Source organism: Rhodanobacter sp. KK11 (assembly GCF_033345435.1).
Lineage (GTDB): Bacteria > Pseudomonadota > Gammaproteobacteria > Xanthomonadales > Rhodanobacteraceae > Rhodanobacter.
On sequence record NZ_JAWPMI010000001.1, the window covers coordinates 142,234 to 164,439 of the forward strand.

At 67.4% G+C, this 22,206-nt stretch carries 17 protein-coding genes and 1 pseudogene; 11 read left to right on the forward strand and 7 right to left on the reverse strand.

Annotated features, from left to right (window positions below; translation table 11 throughout):
* Positions 1-8: 8 nt before the first annotated feature.
* From R5H19_RS00620 to R5H19_RS00635, 4 genes and pseudogenes are all read right to left on the reverse strand, one after another.
* Complete coding sequence (locus tag R5H19_RS00620; RefSeq protein WP_318157039.1) at positions 9-152, reverse strand: hypothetical protein; 144 nt, start codon at positions 150-152, stop codon at positions 9-11.
* 119 nt (positions 153-271) lie between these two features.
* On the reverse strand, positions 272-1,591 hold the full coding sequence (gene thrC, locus R5H19_RS00625) for a threonine synthase (RefSeq protein WP_318157040.1): 1,320 nt from the start codon (positions 1,589-1,591) through the stop codon (positions 272-274).
* Between the two features lie 118 nt (positions 1,592-1,709).
* Positions 1,710-2,675, reverse strand: a complete 966-nt coding sequence (locus R5H19_RS00630; RefSeq protein ID WP_318157041.1) for a homoserine kinase — start codon at positions 2,673-2,675, stop codon at positions 1,710-1,712.
* 23 nt (positions 2,676-2,698) lie between these two features.
* Positions 2,699-3,772: pseudogene (locus R5H19_RS00635) on the reverse strand (homoserine dehydrogenase); the annotation flags it as partial.
* Positions 3,773-4,252: 480 nt separating this feature from the next.
* Here R5H19_RS00635 and R5H19_RS00640 point away from each other — a divergent pair.
* The 9 genes from R5H19_RS00640 to R5H19_RS00680 all read left to right on the forward strand — a co-directional run bounded on the left by R5H19_RS00640 (position 4,253) and on the right by R5H19_RS00680 (position 13,920).
* Positions 4,253-5,017: a c-type cytochrome gene (locus R5H19_RS00640; RefSeq protein ID WP_318157042.1), complete on the forward strand. Its 765-nt coding sequence runs from the start codon at positions 4,253-4,255 to the stop codon at positions 5,015-5,017.
* The gene (locus R5H19_RS00645; RefSeq protein ID WP_318157043.1) at positions 5,014-6,300 is read left to right on the forward strand and encodes a cytochrome c; all 1,287 of its coding nucleotides are present in this window, start codon (positions 5,014-5,016) and stop codon (positions 6,298-6,300) included. Before R5H19_RS00640 ends, R5H19_RS00645 begins: the two co-directional genes overlap by 4 nt.
* A gap of 79 nt (positions 6,301-6,379) precedes the next feature.
* Complete coding sequence (locus R5H19_RS00650; RefSeq protein ID WP_318157045.1) at positions 6,380-6,763, forward strand: DUF1801 domain-containing protein; 384 nt, start codon at positions 6,380-6,382, stop codon at positions 6,761-6,763.
* 245 nt (positions 6,764-7,008) lie between these two features.
* A complete protein-coding gene (locus R5H19_RS00655; RefSeq protein ID WP_318157046.1) occupies positions 7,009-8,253 on the forward strand; it encodes a sugar phosphate isomerase/epimerase family protein in 1,245 nt (414 codons plus the stop codon).
* Positions 8,254-8,284: 31 nt separating this feature from the next.
* Positions 8,285-8,767, forward strand: a complete 483-nt coding sequence (locus R5H19_RS00660) for an S-ribosylhomocysteine lyase (RefSeq protein WP_318157047.1) — start codon at positions 8,285-8,287, stop codon at positions 8,765-8,767.
* Positions 8,764-9,915, forward strand: coding sequence for a sedoheptulose 7-phosphate cyclase (locus R5H19_RS00665; RefSeq protein WP_318157048.1), 1,152 nt, complete (start codon positions 8,764-8,766; stop codon positions 9,913-9,915). The genes R5H19_RS00660 and R5H19_RS00665 overlap by 4 nt, the downstream gene beginning before the upstream one ends.
* On the forward strand, positions 9,893-10,603 hold the full coding sequence (gene ubiG / locus R5H19_RS00670) for a bifunctional 2-polyprenyl-6-hydroxyphenol methylase/3-demethylubiquinol 3-O-methyltransferase UbiG (RefSeq protein ID WP_318157049.1): 711 nt from the start codon (positions 9,893-9,895) through the stop codon (positions 10,601-10,603). The genes R5H19_RS00665 and ubiG overlap by 23 nt, the downstream gene beginning before the upstream one ends.
* Before the next feature lie 4 nt (positions 10,604-10,607).
* The gene (locus tag R5H19_RS00675) at positions 10,608-11,501 is read left to right on the forward strand and encodes a UbiA family prenyltransferase (protein ID WP_318157050.1); all 894 of its coding nucleotides are present in this window, start codon (positions 10,608-10,610) and stop codon (positions 11,499-11,501) included.
* 748 nt (positions 11,502-12,249) lie between these two features.
* Positions 12,250-13,920, forward strand: a complete 1,671-nt coding sequence (locus tag R5H19_RS00680; protein WP_318157051.1) for a hypothetical protein — start codon at positions 12,250-12,252, stop codon at positions 13,918-13,920.
* Between the two features lie 250 nt (positions 13,921-14,170).
* Here R5H19_RS00680 and R5H19_RS00685 read toward each other — a convergent pair whose 3' ends face one another.
* The 3 genes from R5H19_RS00685 to R5H19_RS00695 all read right to left on the reverse strand — a co-directional run bounded on the left by R5H19_RS00685 (position 14,171) and on the right by R5H19_RS00695 (position 19,916).
* Complete coding sequence (locus R5H19_RS00685) at positions 14,171-15,610, reverse strand: IS1182 family transposase (RefSeq protein ID WP_318157052.1); 1,440 nt, start codon at positions 15,608-15,610, stop codon at positions 14,171-14,173.
* A 256-nt stretch (positions 15,611-15,866) separates the two neighbouring features.
* Positions 15,867-17,306 carry an IS1182 family transposase gene (locus R5H19_RS00690; protein ID WP_318157052.1) on the reverse strand — a complete coding sequence of 480 codons (1,440 nt, stop codon included), beginning with the start codon at positions 17,304-17,306 and terminating at the stop codon, positions 15,867-15,869.
* A 612-nt stretch (positions 17,307-17,918) separates the two neighbouring features.
* On the reverse strand, positions 17,919-19,916 hold the full coding sequence (locus R5H19_RS00695) for a bifunctional 2',3'-cyclic-nucleotide 2'-phosphodiesterase/3'-nucleotidase (protein ID WP_318157053.1): 1,998 nt from the start codon (positions 19,914-19,916) through the stop codon (positions 17,919-17,921).
* Between the two features lie 216 nt (positions 19,917-20,132).
* On the opposite strand from R5H19_RS00695, the gene R5H19_RS00700 reads away from it, so the two are divergent.
* Positions 20,133-21,845, forward strand: coding sequence for a sulfatase-like hydrolase/transferase (locus R5H19_RS00700; protein WP_318157054.1), 1,713 nt, complete (start codon positions 20,133-20,135; stop codon positions 21,843-21,845).
* Positions 21,846-21,983: 138 nt separating this feature from the next.
* Positions 21,984-22,199 (forward strand): hypothetical protein, encoded by a 216-nt coding sequence (locus R5H19_RS00705; protein WP_318157055.1) that lies wholly within the window; start codon positions 21,984-21,986, stop codon positions 22,197-22,199.
* Positions 22,200-22,206 lie beyond the last annotated feature (7 nt).

A 22,206-nucleotide genomic window follows, 5' to 3' on the forward strand; every position in this document is an offset into this window, starting at 1 on the left:
ACATGCCCTCAGCCCGCACCTCCGTTGGTAATAAGGAGTACGAGTACGAGTACGAGGGCAAGAAGGAGCGTGCCGCCAAGCTGCAGCAGGCCGTCGACCGTCGCGAGACGGTTCATTTCGGCGATGCGGCAGTGGCTGCTGCGTTGCGACATGGAACCGACCTTAGGGTACTTCGCATGGCGGCGTCAACAGTTTCATCTGAAATCAGTCGACCGGCCTGTTTTGGACGTCCAGATGTCCAGATGGTTTTTCGGGCGAGCTGCGGAATGTCTTACGAGGGGAGCAGCAGCCAGTTCCGCAGGGCCGTGTCGGCGGCGGCCAGCGGTTCGGCGCGGGCGCTGCGCGCCAGCATCGCGGCCAGCGCCGGGGGAACCTCGACCGGGTGGCCGACCAACGGCTCCACCACGCTCTCGAACTTGGCCGGATGGGCGGTGGCGACCACCGTCCATGGCGCGGCGTCGCCGTCCGCCCGCAGCCGGTCGAGCTGATGCATCGCGGTGGCGGTGTGCGGGCAGAACACTTCGCCGTGCCCACGCGCATGGCGCATGATGGTTCGGCGGATCGCGGCGTCGTCGACGCTGTGTGCCTGCAGCAGTCGGCGCAATGGCGCTTCGTCCGGGAACGTCCAGCGCAGCCGCTCGAAGTTGCTCGGGGCACCCACGTCCATCGCGTTGGCGATTGTGGCGATCGCTTCGCGCGGCGCGTAGTCGGCGCCGGCGAAGTAGTCGGGCAGGGTGGCGTTGGCGTTGCAGGCCAGCCGCACCTCGCCGACCGGCAGGCCCAGTTCGCGCACCCACAGGCAGGCCAGCGCGTTGCCCAGGTTGCCGGTAGGCACGATGAAATTCAGCGGCGTGCCGTGTTCGCGCCACCAGCCCAGCGCGGCGTGCGCGTAGTAGCTCATCTGCGGCAGCAGCCGGCCCAGGCTGATGCTGTTGGCCGAGGACAGCGGCCGTTGCGCCTGCAATGGCGCATCGTTGAGCGCGGCTTTCACCATGCGCTGGCAGTCGTCGAAGCGACCAGCCACGCGCAGCGCGCGGACGTTGTCGCCGAAGCAGCCGAGCTGGTGCGCCTGCCGCGGCGAGACCAGGCCGTCCGGATACAGGATCACCACGTCCACGTTCGGCTGGCGGTGGAACGCGGCGGCCACCGCGGCGCCGGTGTCGCCCGAGGTGGCGACCAGGATGGTCAGCGGCCGCGCGTCGCCACGCGGCAACCGGCGCAGGCAGGCGGCGAGGAAGCGCGCACCGAAATCCTTGAACGCCGAGGTGGGGCCGTGGAACAGCTCCAGCATCAGCGTGTCCGGATGGGCGGGCAGTGCGCGCAGCGGCGCGTCGAAGGTGAACGCTTCGGCGCAGATCGCGGGCAGTTCGTCGGCCAGTGCATCACCAGCGAAGAACGGGGCCAGCAAGGTGGCCGCGGTGTCGGCCAGCGAGCCGTGCGGATCGAACGCGGCCGGATCGAGCGTGGGCAGCGCCCCGGGCACGTACAGTCCACCGTCCGGTGCCAGTCCGGCGGCGATCGCCTGGCTGATCGGCACTGTGGGACCGCTTCCGCGGGTGCTGTGGTAGCGGATCGGCTCGTGCTGGCTCATGCATCGACCTCATACGAATGAAGCGGCCTCGTAGGGCGGGCACTGCCCGCCGCGCTTGCCCTGCACGATTTCGCCAAATGCCAGGAGCTGGCGGGCAGTGCCCGCCCTACGGAAGCGTTCATGCGGCAGCCTCGATCGAGTCGATCAGTGCGGCCGCCGGCCCATTGATCGGCGAGACCCACGCGTCGCTGTCCAGCCCGGCCTCGGCGAACGCCGCTTGCATCGCCACGCTCGCCGCTTCGGCATCGCTGCGGTTGTCGTACCAGCCGAACACGCTGGGGCCGGCGCCGGAGATGCTGGCGCCCAGCGCACAGTGGTCGAGCGCGGCCTGCTTCACCCTGGCGAAGTTCGGGATCAGCGGCGCGCGGCGCGGTTCCACCAGCACATCCTTGAGGCCTTCGCGCACCAGCGCGGCGTCGCCGCGCCAGCAGCCGGCCAGCACCAGCGCGAGGTTCGCGCTCTGCGCCACGAACTCGCCCAGCTGGTAGTGGCCGGCCAGCGCGGCGCGCGCCTTGCGCGTTTCCAGCACCACGTGCGGATGCACCAGTGCGCAATGCCATGCGGCCGGCACGTCGATGCGCAGCAGGCGTTCGTGGGTGGCCAGCACCAGGCCGCCGAGCAGCATCGGACCGAGGTTGTCGCCGTGGCGGCTGCCGCTGGCCACCGCCTCGCCGTCCAGCGCGAAGCCGTACAGCGCCTCGCGCGGCAGCGGCCGCGCCAGCAAGGCGTTCGCGGCGACCAGTGCGGCCACGCAGGAAGCGGCCGAGCCGCCCATGCCTGAGCCCAGCGCGATGCCCTTGTGCAGCACCAGCTCGAAACCGTGTTGCAGGCCGAGCGCCTTGCGCAGCGAGAGCAGCGCGGTGCCGGCGGTGTTCGCGCGCGGGTCGGCGGGCAGTTCGGTGACGCAGCCGCGGATCGCCGTGATGCGCACCACCGGCTCGTCGATGCGGCGTACCTCGGCGCGATCGCCGGTGCCGGTCACGCTGTGGCCGAGCAGGTCGAAGCCGACGCCGACGTTGCCGACGCTGGCGGGGGCGAAGGCGCAGGCGACTTGCGGGAGGGAGAGGCGGCGCGGTGGAGCCATGGCGGATTCCGACAAGGAGGAGTTCATGCGCGCGCCTCCAGCGACTCGGCGATACGCAGCAGGTCGGTGAACACGCCGGCGGCGGTCACTTCCGGACCGGCGCCGGGGCCTTGCACCGACAGCGGATTATCGCAGTAGCGGCGGGTGGTGAACTGCACGATGTTGTCGGTCAGCCGGGTATGCGCGAACGCGTGGGTGGCCGGCAGCACCCGCAGCCGAACGTTGGCGCGACCGTGCCGGTCCAGTTGCGCCACGTGGCGCAGCACACCGCCTGCGGCATGCGCCTCGGCCAGCTTCGCCGCCATCGGCGCATCCAGTTCGTCCAGCCGCTGCATGCATTCGTCCAGCGGCAGGGCGGCCAGCGCCGGCGGTACCAGGCTTTCCAGGTCGACGTCCTCCAGCGACAGCGGCCAGCCCGCCTCGCGCGCGAGGATCACCAGCTTGCGCGCCACGTCGAGGCCGGACAGGTCGTCGCGCGGATCGGGTTCGGTGTAACCCAGCGCATGCGCCTCGTGCACCAGCGCGGAGAACGGCTGGCGGCCGTCGTGGCGGTTGCACAGCCAGGCCAGCGTGCCGGAGAACATGCCGTCGACCGCGAGCAGTTCGTCGCCGGTGTCGAGCAGGTCGCGCAAGGTCTGCACCACCGGCAGGCCGGCGCACACGGTGGCCTCGTAGCGGAAACGCGCGCCGCTGGCGCAGGCCGCGCGGATCGCCTGCCAGCGCGGCAGCGGCCCGCTGCCGGCGAGCTTGTTCGGCGTCACCACGTGCAGGCCGGCGGCGAGCCAGCGCGGGTAGTGCGCGGCCACCTCGTCGTTCGCGCTGCAGTCGATCAGCAGCGCGTGGCGGCCGTCGCTGCCGCGCACGTGTTCGGCGAACGCGTCCAGGTCGTTCGGCCGCCAGATCTGCGCGCCGCCGTGGCGGCCATTGAGCTCGACATCGTCGCAGTCCAGCCACATGCGCTTGCTGGCCACCACGCCGCAGAGTTTCAGCTCCAGTCCGCTGTCGCGTGCCAGCCGCGGCTGCGCGGCGCGCAACTGGTCCAGCAAGGCGCTGCCGACGCGGCCGGGGCCGATCACGCCGACGGCCAGCACGCGTGGCCGCCGCAGGGTCGGCACGGCGAAACCGCGCGACGGCGGCGGATCGGCAAGTGTGGACGCACAGATGTTCACGATGACCTCCTGGTGAGGCCCGTGCTCGCTGGCGGATCGGCTTGTGCTTGGGGAGTGCACCGGCCCGCCTCGGTCGAGGGCGGGGCCGTTGCGTAGTGAAGAACCTAGTCGCGCACGGACACCCACCCCGACCGAGTGGTAATCGTGGTCGTGGTGGTGGTGGCGAAGGAACGGTTGATGGCGCCGGCCGGCAACGGCGCACGCCCGGCGCGAACCGGGGCGACATGCGTGCGTGCTGGCGTGGAAAGCGGCGACATGCGTTCGACCTTAGAGGCAAGATTGCGCTGCGGTCAACAGATTCATTTGCAACTTTTCGGCAGGCGGGCGCAGGTCGTCACGCTGCGGCAGGTTGTCGCGATACGCCATTTGTCGTCGGTCGACGCGGTTCGGTCGGCCTACAATTTGCGGATGATCAGGTTGGATTCATTGCGCCAGCGGCTGCCCGGGCAGGTGCTGCGCGTGGCCCTCGCGCTGTTTGCCTTCGGTGCGTGCGGGGCGGCGGTCGCCCAGACCGGCGCGGCGCCAGCGGTACCCGACACCATGCAGCAACGCGTGGCCGCATGCACCAGCTGCCACGGCGCGCACGGCGAGGGTTCGCCGGACAGCGTGGCGATTCCGCGGCTGGCCGGCAAGCCGGCGGGCTACCTGATCCAGCAGCTCGAGTATTTCCAGACCGGCCAGCGCCGGCATGCGCCGATGGAATACGTGGTGCGCCAGTTGAGCCCGGCGTACCTGCGCGACATCGCCGAGTACTTCGCGAAGCAGGACGTGCCCTACCGGAAACTGCCGGTGCCGGCGGTGTCCGTGGAGACCCTGCGGCGCGGCGAGCAGCTGGTGATGCGCGGCGATTCGACCCGCGGCGTGCCGTCGTGCGTCAGCTGCCATGGCGGCAAGCTCACCGGCGTGGAGCCGATGATGCCGGGCCTGATGGGCCTGTCGTACGACTACCTCAGCACCCAGCTGGTGTCGTGGCGCACGCGTCAGCGCGCGGCGGAAGGGCCCTACTGCATGGGCGTGGTCGCCAATCGCATGCGCGAATCCGACATCACCGCGGTGTCCGCGTGGCTGGCCAGCCGCGAGCCGCCGGCCGACATGCATCCGGAACCGGCCAGTGCGCAGACCGAGCCGTTGCCAGGCTGGTGCGTGATGGGCAAGAGCGGAGCAGGTCAATGAAGTGGTGGCGACGTGGAGGATGGGTGCTGGCGTTGCTGGTGATCGTGGTGCTGGGCTGGCACTACTTCGGCCGCGCCGGCCAGTCAGCGTCGGCGCCGGCACAGCGCGAGGCGGATGCCGCCGCATTGCATGATCCGGCGTTGATCGCCCGCGGCGAATACCTGGCCACGGTCGGCGACTGCGCCGCCTGCCACACCGCACGGGACGGCCAGCGCTACGCCGGCGGTCGCTCGCTGGGCACGCCGTTCGGCGACGTGCCGGCGCCGAACATCACGCCCGATCCGGAAACCGGCATTGGCGCATGGAGCTTCGACGATTTCTGGCGCGCGCTGCATGAAGGCAAGGGTCGCCAGGGCGAGCTGCTGTATCCGGTGTTCTCGTACACCTCGTTCACCAAGGTGACCCGCGACGACGCGCTGGCGATCTTCGCCTACCTGAAGTCGCTGCCGCCGGTGCAGCGGCCGGATACCGAACTGGGGCTGGACTTTCCCTACAACGTGCGCAGCAGCCTGGTCGCGTGGCGCGCGCTGTACTTCAAGCCGGGCGTGTTCCAGCCCGATCCGGCGCAGTCCGAACAGTGGAACCGCGGCGCCTACCTGGTGCAGGGCCTGGGCCATTGCAACGAATGCCACACCACGCGCGACTCGCTCGGCGGCATCGCGCCGGACCGTCACCTCACCGGCGGCCAGATCCCGCAACTGGACTGGTACGCGCCCGACCTCAGCACCCAGCCCGGCGGCGGCCTCGCCGGCTGGAGCGCGCAGGACATCGTCGACCTGCTGAAGACCGGCCAGTCGGCGAAGGGCACGGCGTTCGGGCCGATGGCCGACGTGGTGCGCCTGAGCACCCAGCACATGACCGACGCCGACCTGCAGGCGGTGGCCGTCTATCTGCAGTCGCTGCCGCCGCGGGCGCAGCCGGCGCCGGCACCGTTCAAGCGGGCGACCAGCCACGAGCAGGGCGGCAAGCTCTACGCGCAGCGCTGCGCCGACTGCCACGGGGCGGACGGCCGCGGCGTGGCCGGCGTCTACCCGCCGCTGGACGGCAATACCTCGGTCACCGAACCGACCGGCATCAACGCGATCCGCAGCGTGCTGCTCGGCGGCTTCGCCCCGGCCACCATCGGCAATCCGCAGCCGTATTCCATGCCGCCGTTCGCGCAGCAGCTGAGCGACGCGGACGTCGCCGCGGTGGTCGGCTACATCCGCCAGTCGTGGTCGAACCAGGCCTCTGCCGTGCAGCCGGCGCAGGTGGGGCAGTACCGGCATACGCCGATCGACTGAAGGCGCATCGGCGCGGCCGTCGTGGCATCCTCGCCATGATGCCCGGCGCCGCCGGGCACCGGCGAACGGAGGCGGGGCCATGGGCACCAGGGGTACGGATGCGGTGGAGGCCTTCCTTGCCGCGCTGGAGCATCCGCTGCAGCGCGAGATCGTCGCGCTGCGGCGAATTCTGCTCGATGCCGATCCGGCGATCGGCGAGGAGATCAAGTGGAACGCGCCGAGCTTCCGCACCACGCAGCACTTCGCCACCATGCAGCTGCGCAGGAGGGACGTCGTGCGGCTGATTCTCCACCTCGGGGCGAACAAGCGCGCGCTGCCGCGCGAAGCGATCGCCGACCCGCATGGCCTGCTCGAATGGCTGGGACCGGACCGCGCGATCGTGGGTTTCCGCAGCGCGGCCGAGCTGGCCGCCGGCGAGGTGGCGCTGGTGGCGATCGTGCGGCAATGGCTGCGCCACGTCTGAACGGCCGACTGCGGCCCCGGAACTAGCCCGCGCAAGATGCGCCTCGCCGGCGTCCGCCGCAGACATTCGGGCATGGCCGGCATGATTTGACGTGGGTCATGGCGGCCATGCGGCCGCGCCCGCACGCTGCACACCCGCTCGACGTCGGCGCCGCATGGCGGGGCCGATGCCGTGCCTGCTGCAGCCTCAGGGATCAGGCCACCGGCGCACTCGAGTTCCGTCGACTTGCTCACCACGGTCCCGCCATGATCCAGCTCAGCTACAGCACCTTCGGCCTCACCAACCTGCCGTTCCTGGAGGCCATCGACGCGGTGGCCCGGGCCGGCTACGCGGGCGTCGAACTGTCCTTCCACCGCGAGCAGTTCAACCCCTTCGACCTCGACGACGCCGATCTCGACGCCGTGCGTGCGCGGTTGGAGGCGGCGCGGATCGTGCCGGCCTGCGTGGCCACCGCCTCGCACTTCTTCACCCCGCAGCGACCGCACGAGCCGTCGCTGATGTCACTCGACGTGGCCGGGCGCAAGCGCCGCATCGATCTCATCAGGCGCGGCATCCGCGTGGCCCGTCGGCTGGGCGTGAGGCTGGTCACCTTCGGCAGCGGTTTCCTGCGCGAGGAACACGTGCGCCCGCCGCAAGTCGACCCGGGCGAGCTGCTGGCGGAGAGCATCCGCGAATGCCTGCGCGAGCTCCGCGACGACGAGGACATCACGCTGCTGATCGAGCCCGAGCCGGGCATGTACGTCGAGACGCTGGCGCAGGGGCTGGCACTGATCCGCGCGGTCGGCTCGCCACGCTTCGCGCTGCACATCGACATCTGCCACGCCTACTGCTCCGAACCGGACTACCTCGGCGCGCTGGCGCAGGCCGCGCCGCACGCGCGCTACCTGCACATCTCCGATGCGCGCGCGGGCCACAACCTGCGCATCGTGCACGACCATGCCGTGCCGGACTCTCCCGCCCTGGAGGCGGCCAGCACGCTGGTCTACTTCGACGATACGGCGGACTATCTGCTGCTCGATCGCCGCCACCCGCTTTACTTCGCCGACCGCGCGCCCGACCCGGCGCGACGCCGGCGCATCGACGCCCTGCTGGCGCAGGCCGGCATCGATCGTCCGGCGGGCCTGGTCGACTACGGCAGCCTGTACGCCGGTACCTCGCCGCTGGACGACGAGATCTTCACCTACCTGATCTCGGTGCCCGGCCTGAGCTTCGACGTGCTCGAACGGGCGCGGCCGATCGTCGCCCACCTGCGCGGCGTGCGCGGCCCCGCGCTGTTCGAGCGGATGGTGGCCAACACCCGCACCGGCATCGTGCATTTCCACGAGATTCCCGGCGAAGGCACGCTGGACCTGGCGGCGAGTTTCGACGCGCTGAACACGCACGGCTTCGACGGCTTCGGCTCGGTCGAGCTCTACCACCACGTCGAGGGCTGGCAGCGGGCGCTCGACGCCAGCTACCGCCACCTGGCCGCGATCGCGCAGCCGGCGTGAGCACACCGATCCGTTCCACCGGGCAAGCGCGATGATCGACTTCGAGGCACTGGGCTGGCATGGCGACACCGTCGGCGAACTGGACCACCGCTTGCTGAAAGCGCCCAGCGTCAAGCTGCGCGGCGCCCGCGCGGGCGCGGCGGGTGACGTCGTCTACAGCATCGACCTGCGCCTGCGCCGGCCGAATGCCGACGCCTGCCTGTCCAGCACCGAGGCGCACTCGATCGAGCATTTCCTGCTGGAAGGTTTCCAGCGCCTGCTGCCGCGGCATTTCATCGGCATCGGCGTGATGGGCTGCCAGACCGGCTTCTACCTCACCCTGCTCGGCGAGGGCCGGCGCGCCGTCATCGAGGACGCGCTCGAAGCCGTCCTCGAAGGCGTGCTCGAAGCCGACGCGGTGCCGTATGCGCGCATCGACCAGTGCGGCCACTGGCGCCATCACGACCTGGCGCGCGCGCAGGTCGTGGCGCGCGAGGTGCTGGCGCAGCGCGCGGCCTGGGCTGACGTCGCATGAGGGCCACGCCGGGCGCGCGCTGGCAGGTCAGCGCCACGCGCCGGATCGAGTACGACCTGCTCAACGTGGCCGACGTGTTCGATCCGCGCAGCGATGCGCTGCTGTCGATCGGTCGCGTGCTTGACGGGCGCCGCTTCGTGGTGGTCGACGAGTGCGTGCACGCACATCACGGCGCGCGCATCCGCGCCTATTTCGCGCATCACCGGATCGACGCCCGCATCGTCACCCTGCCGGGCGGCGAGGGCGGCAAGACGCTGGACGCCTGGCTCGCGGTGCTGCGCGAGCTGGACGAGTTCCCGATCCATCGCCGCGACGAACCGATCATCGCCATCGGCGGCGGCGTGCTGACCGACGTGGTCGGCTACGCGGCAGCCAGCTACCGCCGCGGCGTGCCGCACATCAAGGTGCCGACCACGCTGATGGGTTATGTCGACGCGGCGGTGGGGATCAAGACCGGGATCAATTTCAACGAGCGCAAGAATCGCCTGGGCAACTTCGAGCCGCCGCGCCGGGTGTTGCTGGACCGCAGCCTGCTGCGCAGCCTGCCGTCGCGCCACCTGCGCAACGGCCTGTGCGAAATCGTCAAGCTGGCGGTGATCCGCGACGCCGCGCTGTTCCGCCTGCTGAAGCAGCATGGCGCGGCGTCGCTGGCGACGGCGTTCCAGGACGCGCACGGCGGCGACATCCTCGACCGCGCCATCGGTGGCATGCTCGAAGAGCTGGCGCCGAACCTGCACGAGGAGGAGCTGGCGCGCAAGGTCGACTTCGGCCACACCTTCAGCTACGGCCTGGAAACCCGCTACGGGGACGACTTGCTGCACGGCGAGGCGGTGCTGCTGGACATCCTGGCGTCGACCGCGATCGCGCATCGGCGCGGCCTGCTCGATGCCGCCGCGGCCGGGCGCATTGTCGCCTTGGCCGAACGCCTGCAGCTCATTCCCGACCTTGCCCTGCTCGACGCCGAACTGATGTGGCAGTCGCTGCTCGACCGCGTCGAGCACCGCAACGGCCTGCAACGCGTGCCGCTGCCCGCGGCGATCGGCGAGTGCGTGTTCGTCAACGACATCGCGCGCACGGAAATCGAAGCCTCCATCCGCACCCTGCACCAGTGGACCACGACAGACCATGACCGAATCGCCGAACGTTGACGCCGCGGAAATCGCCCACTTCAACCGCATCGCCCGGCTGTGGTGGGACCCGCACGGCAAGATGGGGCAGCTGCATGCGATCAACGACCTTCGCCTGCGCTTCATCACCGAGCGCATCGGCGTGCCGGCGCCGCGCATCGTCGACGTGGGCTGCGGCGGCGGCATCCTGGCCGAGGCACTGACCCGAAGCGGCGCGCGGGTGACCGGCATCGACCTGTCGCGGCTGTCGCTGGAGATCGCCCGCCAGCATGCGCAGCGCGGCGGGCTCGCCATCGACTACCGCGAGCTCGACGCGGAGACGCTCGCACGCGAGGAGCCGGGCAGCTTCGACGCCGTCACCTGCATGGAGATGCTCGAGCACGTGCCGCAGCCGGCGCAGGTCATCGCCGCCTGCGCCACCTTGCTCAAGCCGGGCGGCGTGGCGTTCTTCTCCACCATCAACCGCACGTTCAAGGCGTTCGCCTTCGCCATCGTGGCCGGCGAGTACATCCTGGGCCTGCTGCCGCGCGGCACCCACAGCTACCGCAGGCTGATCCGTCCGGCGGAGCTGCGCGCGTGGGCGAGCGCCGCGGGGCTCGACTTCGAGGCGGTGGACAGCCTCATGTACAACCCGCTCACGCGCCGCTTCCGGGTCGCGCCGAACCGCGAAGACATCAACTACATGGCCTGCTTCATCAGGAAGGGTTGAACCCATGCGGCGCTTTCTTGCCTTGTCGCGTTCCGTCCACGGCGTGCTCGACATCGCCATGCCCGGCTTCGTCGCGCTGCTGTGGCTGGGGCACTTCCCCTCGTGGCCGGTGCTGGCGCTGTGCCTGGCGACCGCACTGGCCGGCTATACGGCCATCTACGCATTGAATGACCTGATCGGGGTGAAGGACGACAAGGAAAAGGTCGCCGGCGGCATCACCCCGGGCTACGCGGTGGAAGCGTCCGCCATGCGCTACCCGCTGGCGCAGAACCTGATCAGCATGAAGGGCGCGCTGGCGTGGTTCGGCTTCTGGTTCGCGCTGGCCGTGCTCGGCACCTGGCTGCTGAACCCGAAGATCCTGCTCATCGTGTTCGCCGCGGCGGCGCTGGAGGTGCTCTACGTCAAGCTGCTGAAGGTCACCTGGTGGCGCACCGTGGTCAGCGGCCTGGTCAAGTCGGCCGGCCCGGTTGCCGCCGTGTTCGCGGTGATCCCCGCGCCGCCGTGGTCGGGGCTGCTGGGGATGCTGATCTGGCTGATGCTGTGGGAAATCGGCGGGCAGAACATCCCGGCCGACTGGAACGACATCGAGGAAGACCGGCGCATCGGCGCGCGCACCATTCCGCTGGTGTTCGGCCTGCGCACTGCCGGCGTGGTGGTGGTGGCCTGCCTGGTGCTGGTGGTGCTCGCCAGCGCACTGCTGCCGCAGATGTCGCCGCTCGGTAGCGGCTGGCTGTTCCCGCTCGCCATTCTCGCCGCCGGCGCCGGCCTGCTGCTGCCGCCGGCGATTCGCCTGGCGCGCACGCTGGACGGCCGCCAGGCCGCGCGCCTGTTCGATCGCGCCAGCCTGTATCCGCTGGTGTTGCTGGTCATTGTCACGGTGTTCGTGTTGATTCGCTGAGGCGGCCGTCGAATCGCCACCGCAGGGTTCTTGCCCGGTCGCGTCGTGCTGTTGCTCCCGCGCACAGGGCCTTCGGTCCGTGCCTCTGAAGGAGCTCGCTCGCGGGCGATGCTCTGGTTTGTCTCCGCGTCCAGAACGAACAGCTTTCAAAGCAAGAGCTTTCGTGCGCCTCCGGCGCCCGAGTTACTTTCTCTTTGCGTGCTCAAAGAGAAAGTAACCAAAGAGAAAGAGCACCCCGCTTCCGCGCTTTCCGGGCATCCTGCCCGGAAAGTTCGCGTGCGGGCTCCGGGGTTTGTCGACAGGGCATCCTGCCCTGACGACAAACTGGTTCGCATCCATGCGAACCACCCTTCGGGCTTTTCCTCCACCCGCCCGCCGCTGCAGAGGGGGCCCGGAAGAGCAGCGCGCATCCTGCGCGCACTCTTCAGAAGAGCCAGATCAAGAGCGAGAGCGAAGCCACAGCAAATCGACGCTTTGCTATGGCTGTTTCTTTTCAGCTTCAACGCGAGCGCGGTGGCGAAAGCCGTAAAGCCAAGAACAAGAAAGTCCGACTGCGAGCGGGACTTTTCAATGCCACCAATGTCTCAGTTCGGCCAGGAGGTGCCGGTCGTCAGAGTGTGCCGACCAATTACGCCAAAACTCATTCTGCACCGAGCGCATCTTTCGTCGTGTGATAGGCATGGGCTAGGTGACTCTGTTCTTGAATGCGCATTGCTATGCTGCGTTCTTCCACTTTACGGACATGTCCATGAGCACCGTTCCGCCCCCGAGGAGTCCTGCCGGCGAGGTGCTGGCGGCCGTCGCAGCTGCGATGACGCGCTCGCCAGTCGCGGCGGCGCTGGCGCACTTCCCGAGCCTGCGTGCGCAGGCCGCGCGCACCAACACCGATTTTGAAATAGCGGTTGGCGACGTGGACGGGGTGGTGCAATGGTTCAAGGCGCGGTTGGAAGATGGCGCCCTAGTCGAAGAAGCGTTTCGCGATCCTGCGGACGCAGCACCATTTCGTCAAATTGTCCCCGTCTTGCTTGAAAGCTTTCAGCGAATTGCCCATAAGTTGCTTGCCGCCACAAAGCCAGCCAAGCGCGCGACATCGATCGATGAAATCGCGCGCATCGAAGCTCGTCACGATGACTTCATCGATCTTGGGACAGTGGTGAGACAGTTCATCGATTCGATGATCGAGACAGCGTACCAGGCGACTAAGCTCGATCCCCACGCGTTCAACTACAAGTTCTTCGAATCGCTGGTGAGCTTCGCGCCAGTTGCGCCATTGTCATTGCACAGCCGGCTGTACTCCGAGGAGATCCAGCGCACTATCCAAAATTTTGCGGCGCCGGACGGACGGAAACGTCGAGTTGAGGCCTATGCGAGCAACGAGCATCGGAAGTTCGGGGAACGCGTCGATTTTCTCGGAGCTCACGTAGGAGCGAATCAATGGTGTCGAGACCGAATCAAACTCGTCTTTAAATTTTGCTCCGACCTCGTGCATCTGGGGTACGCGTCGGATGTGGCGCTAGGTTCCATCAGTACCGGCCAGATTGTGCTGGGAACTGCCGGGGATTACTACACCGCGTCGGCAGAGAATCTAGCCGAGGTAAAATTGCGTTTGCTCCGTGAGTGCGCACATTACTACGTCCAATTTTTCATCGCTGCCTGCAAGGTAAGTATGCAAAGCATGCTGACCGATGCGCTCGAGGGCGTGGAAATGCTCGACCGTGCGGGGCAGGCGTTGTCAACCTCCCATGGACTGAATGACCGGACCGCCTTCGAGTTCATTCGTGATGGACTCGTCGGTTCCGATCGTACGATCAACATCGAGTGCGGACGCTGCGGCGACCGGTTTTCATGGAAGCCTCCGCATCATCGTTGGGATTGTTATTGCCGTGGTTGTGGTGCGCTTTACGAGGTTGAGATCGTGCCAGAGGCTGTCGACTACATGGTATCGGTGGAAGGAGCAAGCCTCGTCCTTGGTTCCGACGCTCCCGACGTTCCCGATTTGCCGCGGCCTATGCGCGAAAAGCTTCGACGCATTGGTCAGCGCCACCTACCACCGCGCGAGGCTGAGGGAATGCATTTCTGTCGAATTACGGACATCGAGCATGTCAACGAGGAGACGCTTGTCGTCGATACCCGTTGCACGGTGCGACCAGCCATGGATGCACAGTTCCAGCTTGTCGGATATGTCGCCTATAAGGCGCTCACGAGGCAAGAGGAAGTCCGCTTGATCTGCGCCTGTGGTGCATCGGTGCGATACGCTACGGCAAGCGCAGATTTGCTCTGCCGGTGCGCACAATGTGGTCGGATCATCGGCGTGTTTGGTGTCTCGGGAGATGGAACGCATATTGCGCTTGCGGATGCCTCCGATGGGACGCTCCAATCGGCACCCATACATGAGCAGAGATCCTTGAAACTCCGGTAGCGGGGATTTCGCTCCAGAACGGGCGGGTCAGGTTCACTTAGTCCAACGTCGCTTTGGGTCCAGGCTGTGTGAAAACGCGTGCGCGCTGCAAATGATGGCGTAATGGCTGCGCCGAGCGGTTTGCTGGCCGCTTGCAATCACCTACAGACGCCGCCGCGAAGACTTCGCCTCTTGAATTTCGGAGCAACTGATCGAGACCGAAGATCGCCATCGCGCCCCTTGGCGGAGGTATTTCGGGTGCAAAGCGCCTTCAGGCGCACATCGTCTGCATCAGCGGTGCGATGCCCAAGATTTTCATCACGCGTTTGAGGTTGTAGGCGAGCACGTGCAGGCTCATCTCTGTGCTGACGTGGTTGAGCGTACGCATCAGGAAGTGCGTCGACCCCATCCAGGCCTTCAGGGTGCCGAAGGGGTGTTCGACCGTCTGCCGTCGGATGCGCATCTTGTCTGGATCCTGATCCAGACGCTGCTGCATCGCGTCGATTACGGCTTCATGCTCCCAGCGTTTGACGCGTCGTTGCGGCGAAGAGGTGCACTGCGTCTTGAGCGGGCAGGCCTTGCACGCAGAGCTCCAGTAGCAATGCAGCGTCAATCCCTTTTCGACCGTGCTGAAACGCCAGATCAGCGACTGTCCGGCCGGGCAACGGTAAGAGTCGGTCTCGGGCAGATAGACGAAGTCCCGCTTGCCGAACAGGCCCTTGGCCTGGTTGTTGGAGGTCTGCGGACGAGGGACGTAGGCGGTGATGCCGACTTCCTCGCACGCCACGATTTCTTCCCCGCTGAAGTAACCACGATCAGCGACAACCTCAATGTGTTCGGCCTGCATTGCGGTGCGCGCACGCTTTGCCATGGCCGCCAGTTGGCTGCGATCGTTACCGATGTTGGTGACCTGATGGTCGACGATCAGGTGGTGCTGCGCATCGACCGCCGTCTGTACGTTGTAGCCGACGGTGCCGGTACCCTTGCCGCTGGTCGCCATGGATCGTGCATCCGGGTCGGTCAGCGAGATCTGCTGGTCAGGGGCGGCCTCGACTTCTTTGGCTAACGCCTGCATGCGCTGCATCTCCGACTGCAACTTCTCGACCTTTTCGTGAAGTCGCGTCGTGTGCGCTTCGGCGACCGGGGCTGCACCCTGGCGATCCGCGCTGTCCAGTTCCGACAGATATCGCGCCACGCTCTCTTCGATCTGCTCGATCCGGCGCTGCACCTTGGCGCGGGTGTAGTTCCGGTCGCGATTGTTGACCGCCTTGAACTTGCTGCCATCAATGGCTACCAGCGCCTGCGAAAACAGATCCAGCCGCCTACACAACACCACGAACTCGCGGCAGACCCGGCGGATCGCCGCACCATTGTCCCTGCGGAAATCGGCGATCGTCTTGAAGTCCGGCGACAGTCGACCGGTCAACCACATCAGCTCAATGTTCCGCTGCGCCTCGCGCTCCAGACGCCGGCTCGACTGCACGCGATTGAGGTAGCCGTAGATGTAGATCTTCAACAGCGTGGCCGGGTGATAGCCCGGACGACCAGTGGCCTGTGCAATCGCTCGCTCAAACCCCAGCGCGGTCAGATCGAGGTTGTCGACGAAGACGTCCACCACCCTCACGGGGTTGTCTTCCGTCACGTAGTCGTCGAGGCGCTCGGGAAGCAAGGTGCTCTGCGAGCGATCTTCACCTTCAACAAAACGTCCCATCGGCAACTCTCGTCGGCGCGGTGGGACAAGTCTATCGACTCAGAGAGTTTTCACACAGCCTGGGTCCAGGCTGTGTGAAAACGCGTGCGCGCTGCAAATGATGGCGTAATGGCTGCGCCGAGCGGTTTGCTGGCCGCTTGCAATCACCTACAGACGCCGCCGCGAAGACTTCGCCTCTTGAATTTCGGAGCAACTGATCGAGACCGAAGATCGCCATCGCGCCCCTTGGCGGAGGTATTTCGGGTGCAAAGCGCCTTCAGGCGCACATCGTCTGCATCAGCGGTGCGATGCCCAAGATTTTCATCACGCGTTTGAGGTTGTAGGCGAGCACGTGCAGGCTCATCTCTGTGCTGACGTGGTTGAGCGTACGCATCAGGAAGTGCGTCGACCCCATCCAGGCCTTCAGGGTGCCGAAGGGGTGTTCGACCGTCTGCCGTCGGATGCGCATCTTGTCTGGATCCTGATCCAGACGCTGCTGCATCGCGTCGATTACGGCTTCATGCTCCCAGCGTTTGACGCGTCGTTGCGGCGAAGAGGTGCACTGCGTCTTGAGCGGGCAGGCCTTGCACGCAGAGCTCCAGTAGCAATGCAGCGTCAATCCCTTTTCGACCGTGCTGAAACGCCAGATCAGCGACTGTCCGGCCGGGCAACGGTAAGAGTCGGTCTCGGGCAGATAGACGAAGTCCCGCTTGCCGAACAGGCCCTTGGCCTGGTTGTTGGAGGTCTGCGGACGAGGGACGTAGGCGGTGATGCCGACTTCCTCGCACGCCACGATTTCTTCCCCGCTGAAGTAACCACGATCAGCGACAACCTCAATGTGTTCGGCCTGCATTGCGGTGCGCGCACGCTTTGCCATGGCCGCCAGTTGGCTGCGATCGTTACCGATGTTGGTGACCTGATGGTCGACGATCAGGTGGTGCTGCGCATCGACCGCCGTCTGTACGTTGTAGCCGACGGTGCCGGTACCCTTGCCGCTGGTCGCCATGGATCGTGCATCCGGGTCGGTCAGCGAGATCTGCTGGTCAGGGGCGGCCTCGACTTCTTTGGCTAACGCCTGCATGCGCTGCATCTCCGACTGCAACTTCTCGACCTTTTCGTGAAGTCGCGTCGTGTGCGCTTCGGCGACCGGGGCTGCACCCTGGCGATCCGCGCTGTCCAGTTCCGACAGATATCGCGCCACGCTCTCTTCGATCTGCTCGATCCGGCGCTGCACCTTGGCGCGGGTGTAGTTCCGGTCGCGATTGTTGACCGCCTTGAACTTGCTGCCATCAATGGCTACCAGCGCCTGCGAAAACAGATCCAGCCGCCTACACAACACCACGAACTCGCGGCAGACCCGGCGGATCGCCGCACCATTGTCCCTGCGGAAATCGGCGATCGTCTTGAAGTCCGGCGACAGTCGACCGGTCAACCACATCAGCTCAATGTTCCGCTGCGCCTCGCGCTCCAGACGCCGGCTCGACTGCACGCGATTGAGGTAGCCGTAGATGTAGATCTTCAACAGCGTGGCCGGGTGATAGCCCGGACGACCAGTGGCCTGTGCAATCGCTCGCTCAAACCCCAGCGCGGTCAGATCGAGGTTGTCGACGAAGACGTCCACCACCCTCACGGGGTTGTCTTCCGTCACGTAGTCGTCGAGGCGCTCGGGAAGCAAGGTGCTCTGCGAGCGATCTTCACCTTCAACAAAACGTCCCATCGGCAACTCTCGTCGGCGCGGTGGGACAAGTCTATCGACTCAGAGAGTTTTCACACAGCCTGGGTCGAAAGCGGACATTCCGGACCGATCAAGTCTGTACTGTATTGGATCTCCCGCAGGCCGGCCCTGAGGCCGACTCAACGAGCGGAGCGCGAGATGTTTTTGGCGCGCGTGACGCGGCGGGATGGCAATTGCCAACTACATTGAAGGCGCAGGCAGCGCGGCCTTGGCTTTTCTAAAAAGTGCGGGCCAGGATGGCCCGCTGCTCTGCCCGGGGTCCCTTGCGCGGCGGTGAGCCGGGGACGACAGGCCGCGCCAGCGGGCGTTGCCAGGGATGGCAACGCCTTTTCGCGCGGGCAGGAGCCCGCTCGAAAAGCCCGGCCCCGGCTCACGGACTTGCCGGGCAGGAGCCCGGCAAGCGCCAAGCGGGGTGCCCCTCTCTTTGGTTACTTTCTCTCGGGCAAACGAGAGAAAGTGACTCGCCCTCCGAAGGAGGACGAAAGCTCTTGCTCTCTTAGTGTGCACACCAGCGCAGAGGGGAGGGGCGGCGACCATGCCGTCCCGCGATTCGAGCAACCCCGACGCCAGCGCGGTTTCGCGCGTGCGCCGGCGTCAATGCGACAGGTCGATCGCATACGTCGCGGTGCCGTCGCCGTGGTCCTTCAGCTGGCGGATGTTGCCGAGGCCGGCGGCGCGGGCCACGTCCTGCTTGCCGCTGGCGTCGGTGAACACCACCGGGCCGCGGGTTTTCAGCGGGGCGAAGGTCCATGAGGTCGGTTCGAGATCCTGCGTGCCGATCCGCTGTTTGCGCTCCAGCCACTTGGCCAGGATCTCGCGGGTGCCGTCGGGGGCGGCCAGCACGATGTTGCTGCCGTCGAGGCCGGGGAAGTGGCCGCCGCCGCTGGCGCGGTAGTTGTTGGTGACCACGATGAACGGCTGCGCCGGCTCGACCGGCTTGCCCTGGAAGCTCAGCGCGGTGATGCGCTGGCCGACCGGCTTGGAGACGTCGATGACGTAGCGGATGCCGCCCTGGAGCTGGTCGAAGTTGTAGCCGGTGAAGCGGCTGTTGATCAGTGCCTGTTCGCCGGCCTTGGCCGGGTCGATGCGGTTGAAGCGTTCGGCGGATTTTTCCAGCCAGGCCTTCACGCCGGCGCCGTCGGTCTTCACCGCGGCCAACGTGTTCGGATAGAAGTACAGGTCGGCGGCGCTGCGCAGGGTGAGCGGGCCGGGGGCGACGTCGGTGTAGTCGTCGGGGCCGCCGAAGCCGGTGCGGAAGGCGGCGGCGGCGGACAGCACCGGCACGCCGGCCAGCTCGGGATGCGAGCCCGCCAGTTCGTTGCGCACGTAGTCGATCTGGGCGGCGTTGACCGGCGCCAGCGCGGTCATGTTGCCCTCGTCGGCGAAGTGGCTGCTCATGTGGACGGAGCTTTCGCCGATCGGCGTGTTGACGTAGGCGATGGTGGCCGCGTGCGCCTGCTGCACCAATGGCGCGATCGCCGGGTCGGCCGGCACGCACTCGTTCTTCTGCGGACAGATGCGCCGCACCTCGCTGTGGCTTTCCGTGCGGTCGACCACCCAGCGGCCGTCCTTGCGGTCCAGCACCAGCCGGATCACGCCCAGGTCCTTGCCGAAGAAGTCCGCCATCACCGCCGGCACGCCGCGCACCAGGCCGCGCGCGGCGTCGACCTCCTTCAGGCCGGCGTAGCGCGGGCCGGGGAATTCGGCGTGCGAGTGGCCTAGCAGCAGCGCGTCGATGCCGGGCACGCCGGCCAGGTACCAGCCGGCGTTTTCCATGTCCGGGGTGTACGGCGCGGTGTTCAGGCCGCCATGCAGGATCGCCACCACCAGGTCGGGATGCTGCGCCTGCAGCTCGGGCAGGTACTTCTGCGCCGCTTCGACCACGCCGCTGACGGTGACCTTGCCGGCCAGGTTCTGCTTGTCCCAGTCCATGATCGGCGGCGGGGTGAAGCCGATGATGCCGACCTTCAGCGGCACGCTGAGCTTGCTGCCGTCGGGCGTATAGGCCTCGATCTGCTTCGTCACCACCGTCCACGGCCTGAAGATCGGCTTGCCGTCGCGCGCGCTGTAGACGTTGGCCAGCACCAGCGGGAAGCGCGGGCCGGCGCAGCGCTCGCGGTGGCCGCCGTCCACGTTCATCGGCGTGCCGGTAACCTGCGACAGGAAGCGCAGGCCGTAGTTGAACTCGTGGTTGCCGGCGGTGCCGCCGTCGTAGTCCATCGCGTCCATCGCCTGGTAGATCGCCAGCTCCTGCTTGCAGGTCACCGGCTTCACCAGCGCCTGGTAGTCGGCCAGCACGCTGCCCTGGATGGTGTCGCCGCTGTCGAACAGGAAGGTGTTGGGGAACTCGGCGCGGGCGCGGCGGATCAGCGTGGCGGTGCGCTCGTAGCCGAGCGAGGGGTCCGGCTTCAGCTTGTAGTAGTCGTAGCTGAGCACGTTGGCGTGCACGTCGGTGGTTTCCAGGATCGCCACGTTCGCGCGCGCACCGTCGGGCGTCCTGCCGGCCGCCCATGGCAGGCTGGAGCAGCCGGCAAGCAGGGCGGCGCCAAGGGCGAGCAGCGGGGCGGCGAACGGGGTCGGGCGAAGCGGCATGGCGGTTCCGTGGGACGAGCGGGTTCGGATGGCGAAAGCTAGCAGATCGGGGTGACCGGGTGCTTGCCGGCCGCCGCCGGAGGCGCCCTTCGCCGGTCCTTCGCGCCAAGCCCAACGCCAGTGGAACGGCGCGGCCGCGCGGCCGCTTCGTTGCCGCTGCGAGACCGTAAGATGGCGCTCCAGTGACACCGGTTCCTGCGGGGGGACGTTCCAGCCATGCGTCGAATGTCGTTGCGTCCTACACGGGCGGGTGCGGTGGTGTTGTGCGCGCTGGCTTTCTTCGCCGGCTGCGTTGCGCTCACTGCCTGGCAGGAGCCGCTGCCGCTGCAGCGCGGCTTCATCGCCGGACTGATGCTGTGCACGTTCGGCCTGCTGCTGTTCGCGTTCGGCCGATTCGCCATGGCGCTGCTGGTCGGCGGCGGGCTGTTCCTGCTGCTGAAATCCGTGGCGGTGCTGAAGCTGCGCTACCTCGACTCGCAGCTGATGCCGTCGGACTTCATTTATTACGTGCGCAGCAGCCTGCTCGACACGTTGCGCCACTATCCGCACCTGTACACGGTGGGGCTCGGCCTGGGCGTATTGCTGCCGCCGCTGCTGTACCTGGTATGGCGCTGGGACTGGCGCGTGCTGGAGCGTCTGCGCCGGCGTCATGCCGCCGGCGTGCGCCTTGGCGGCATTGCGCTGTGCGCGCTGGCGCTGTGGCTGTGCATGCTGCCCGGCGGGCCGTTCGCGCAGGTGCACTCGCGCAACGCGTGGCAGAAGATGTCCGACGATGCGCAGCTGACCAACTTCTTCGTCAACCTGCATGATGCCGACGTGGAGTTGCCGGCGATGGCCGACGACGCCGTGGCCGAGCGCGACTGGGGCGCCACCGCGCAGGGCGCGCCTGGCAGCATGTCGCCGCCGTACCCGGACATCGTGCAGGTGCTGGAGGAAAGCACTTTCGACCCGTCGATCTTCGACGCCTGCAACGTGCCGCCGTGCCGGGCGGCGATGTTCCGCCCCGACGCGCACACCCGTGCGCACGGCATGCTGCGTGTGCATACCTTCGGCGGCGGCACCTGGGTCAGCGAGTTCGCCGCGCTGACCGGCATGCCGCAGGACATCTTCGGTCCCGGCGGCATGTACGCGCCGTACGTGCTGGCGCCGAACGTGCACGACGCGCTGGCGTTGCAGCTGCGCCGGCTCGGCTACCTCACCATCGGCGTCTACCCGACCAGTGCCGACTTCATCAACGGGCGCAACGCGTACCAGGCCTACGGTTTCGACCACTTGTACGGTGCCGGGGAACTCGACCTGGAGGAGTGGGAGGAGAGCGACGCGCAGATGTTTGCGGCGGCGAAGCGCCTCTACGACAAGCTGAAGAAGCCGGGGCAACCGGTGTTCCTGATGATCCTGACGCTGAACCAGCACGGCCCGCACGACCACGAGCCGATGGCGAAGCTGGCGCGCCCCTACCGCAACCTGCTGCGCGGGTTGCCACCCGACACGGCACTGAATTTCGACACCTACCTCGCGCGCCTGCACGATTCCGACCTGGCCATGCGCGCACTGGAGCACGCCTTCCTCGACCGCCCGCAGCCGACCGTGCTGATGCACTTCGGCGACCACCAGCCGTCCTTCAACGGCCTGATCCGCAACTTGCCGCGCCGTTTGCCGGCCGACCTGCAGCCGTACCGCGACTACCTCACCTACTACATGCTGAAAAGCAACTTCGCCGGCCCGCCGTTGCCGCAGTACCCGCTGCTCGACATCGCGTTCCTGCCCAGCATGGTGCTGCAGGCGGCGGGCGTGCCCACCGATGCGTATTTCACCGCGGCGACCGAATTGCGCGAGCGCTGCCACGGCCGGTACGACGACTGCGCGGTGCCGGGCCTGCTGGCGTCCTACCACGCCTGGACGATCGGCCGGCTGCACGTCTACCAGTGACGGACGCCGCTGCCGGCCGCGGCTGACCCGCAGCGGCAGTTTTCGCCGCCGAGGGCCGGCGCGGCCGGCGGCTGACCGGGCGCATGCCGCGTGCGGCGGGATCGGCGCCGCTGGCAGCAGTCTTGCTTGCCATCAGGCATGAGCGAGCGCAAGCCGAGACGCCTGGAGACCGCCGACGCCAGCCTGGAACGGCAGATGGCCGACTGCGGCCTGTCGAACGACGCCCGGCAATTCCTGCGCGACCTGCACGCCGCCGAGAAGCAGCTCAACGACGCGTTCAGGCAGGCCCATCAGGGCGGCGCGCTGGAACAGCGGGTGAGCGCGGTGTACCGCAGGATGTACGGCAAGGATTGAGTGCGGT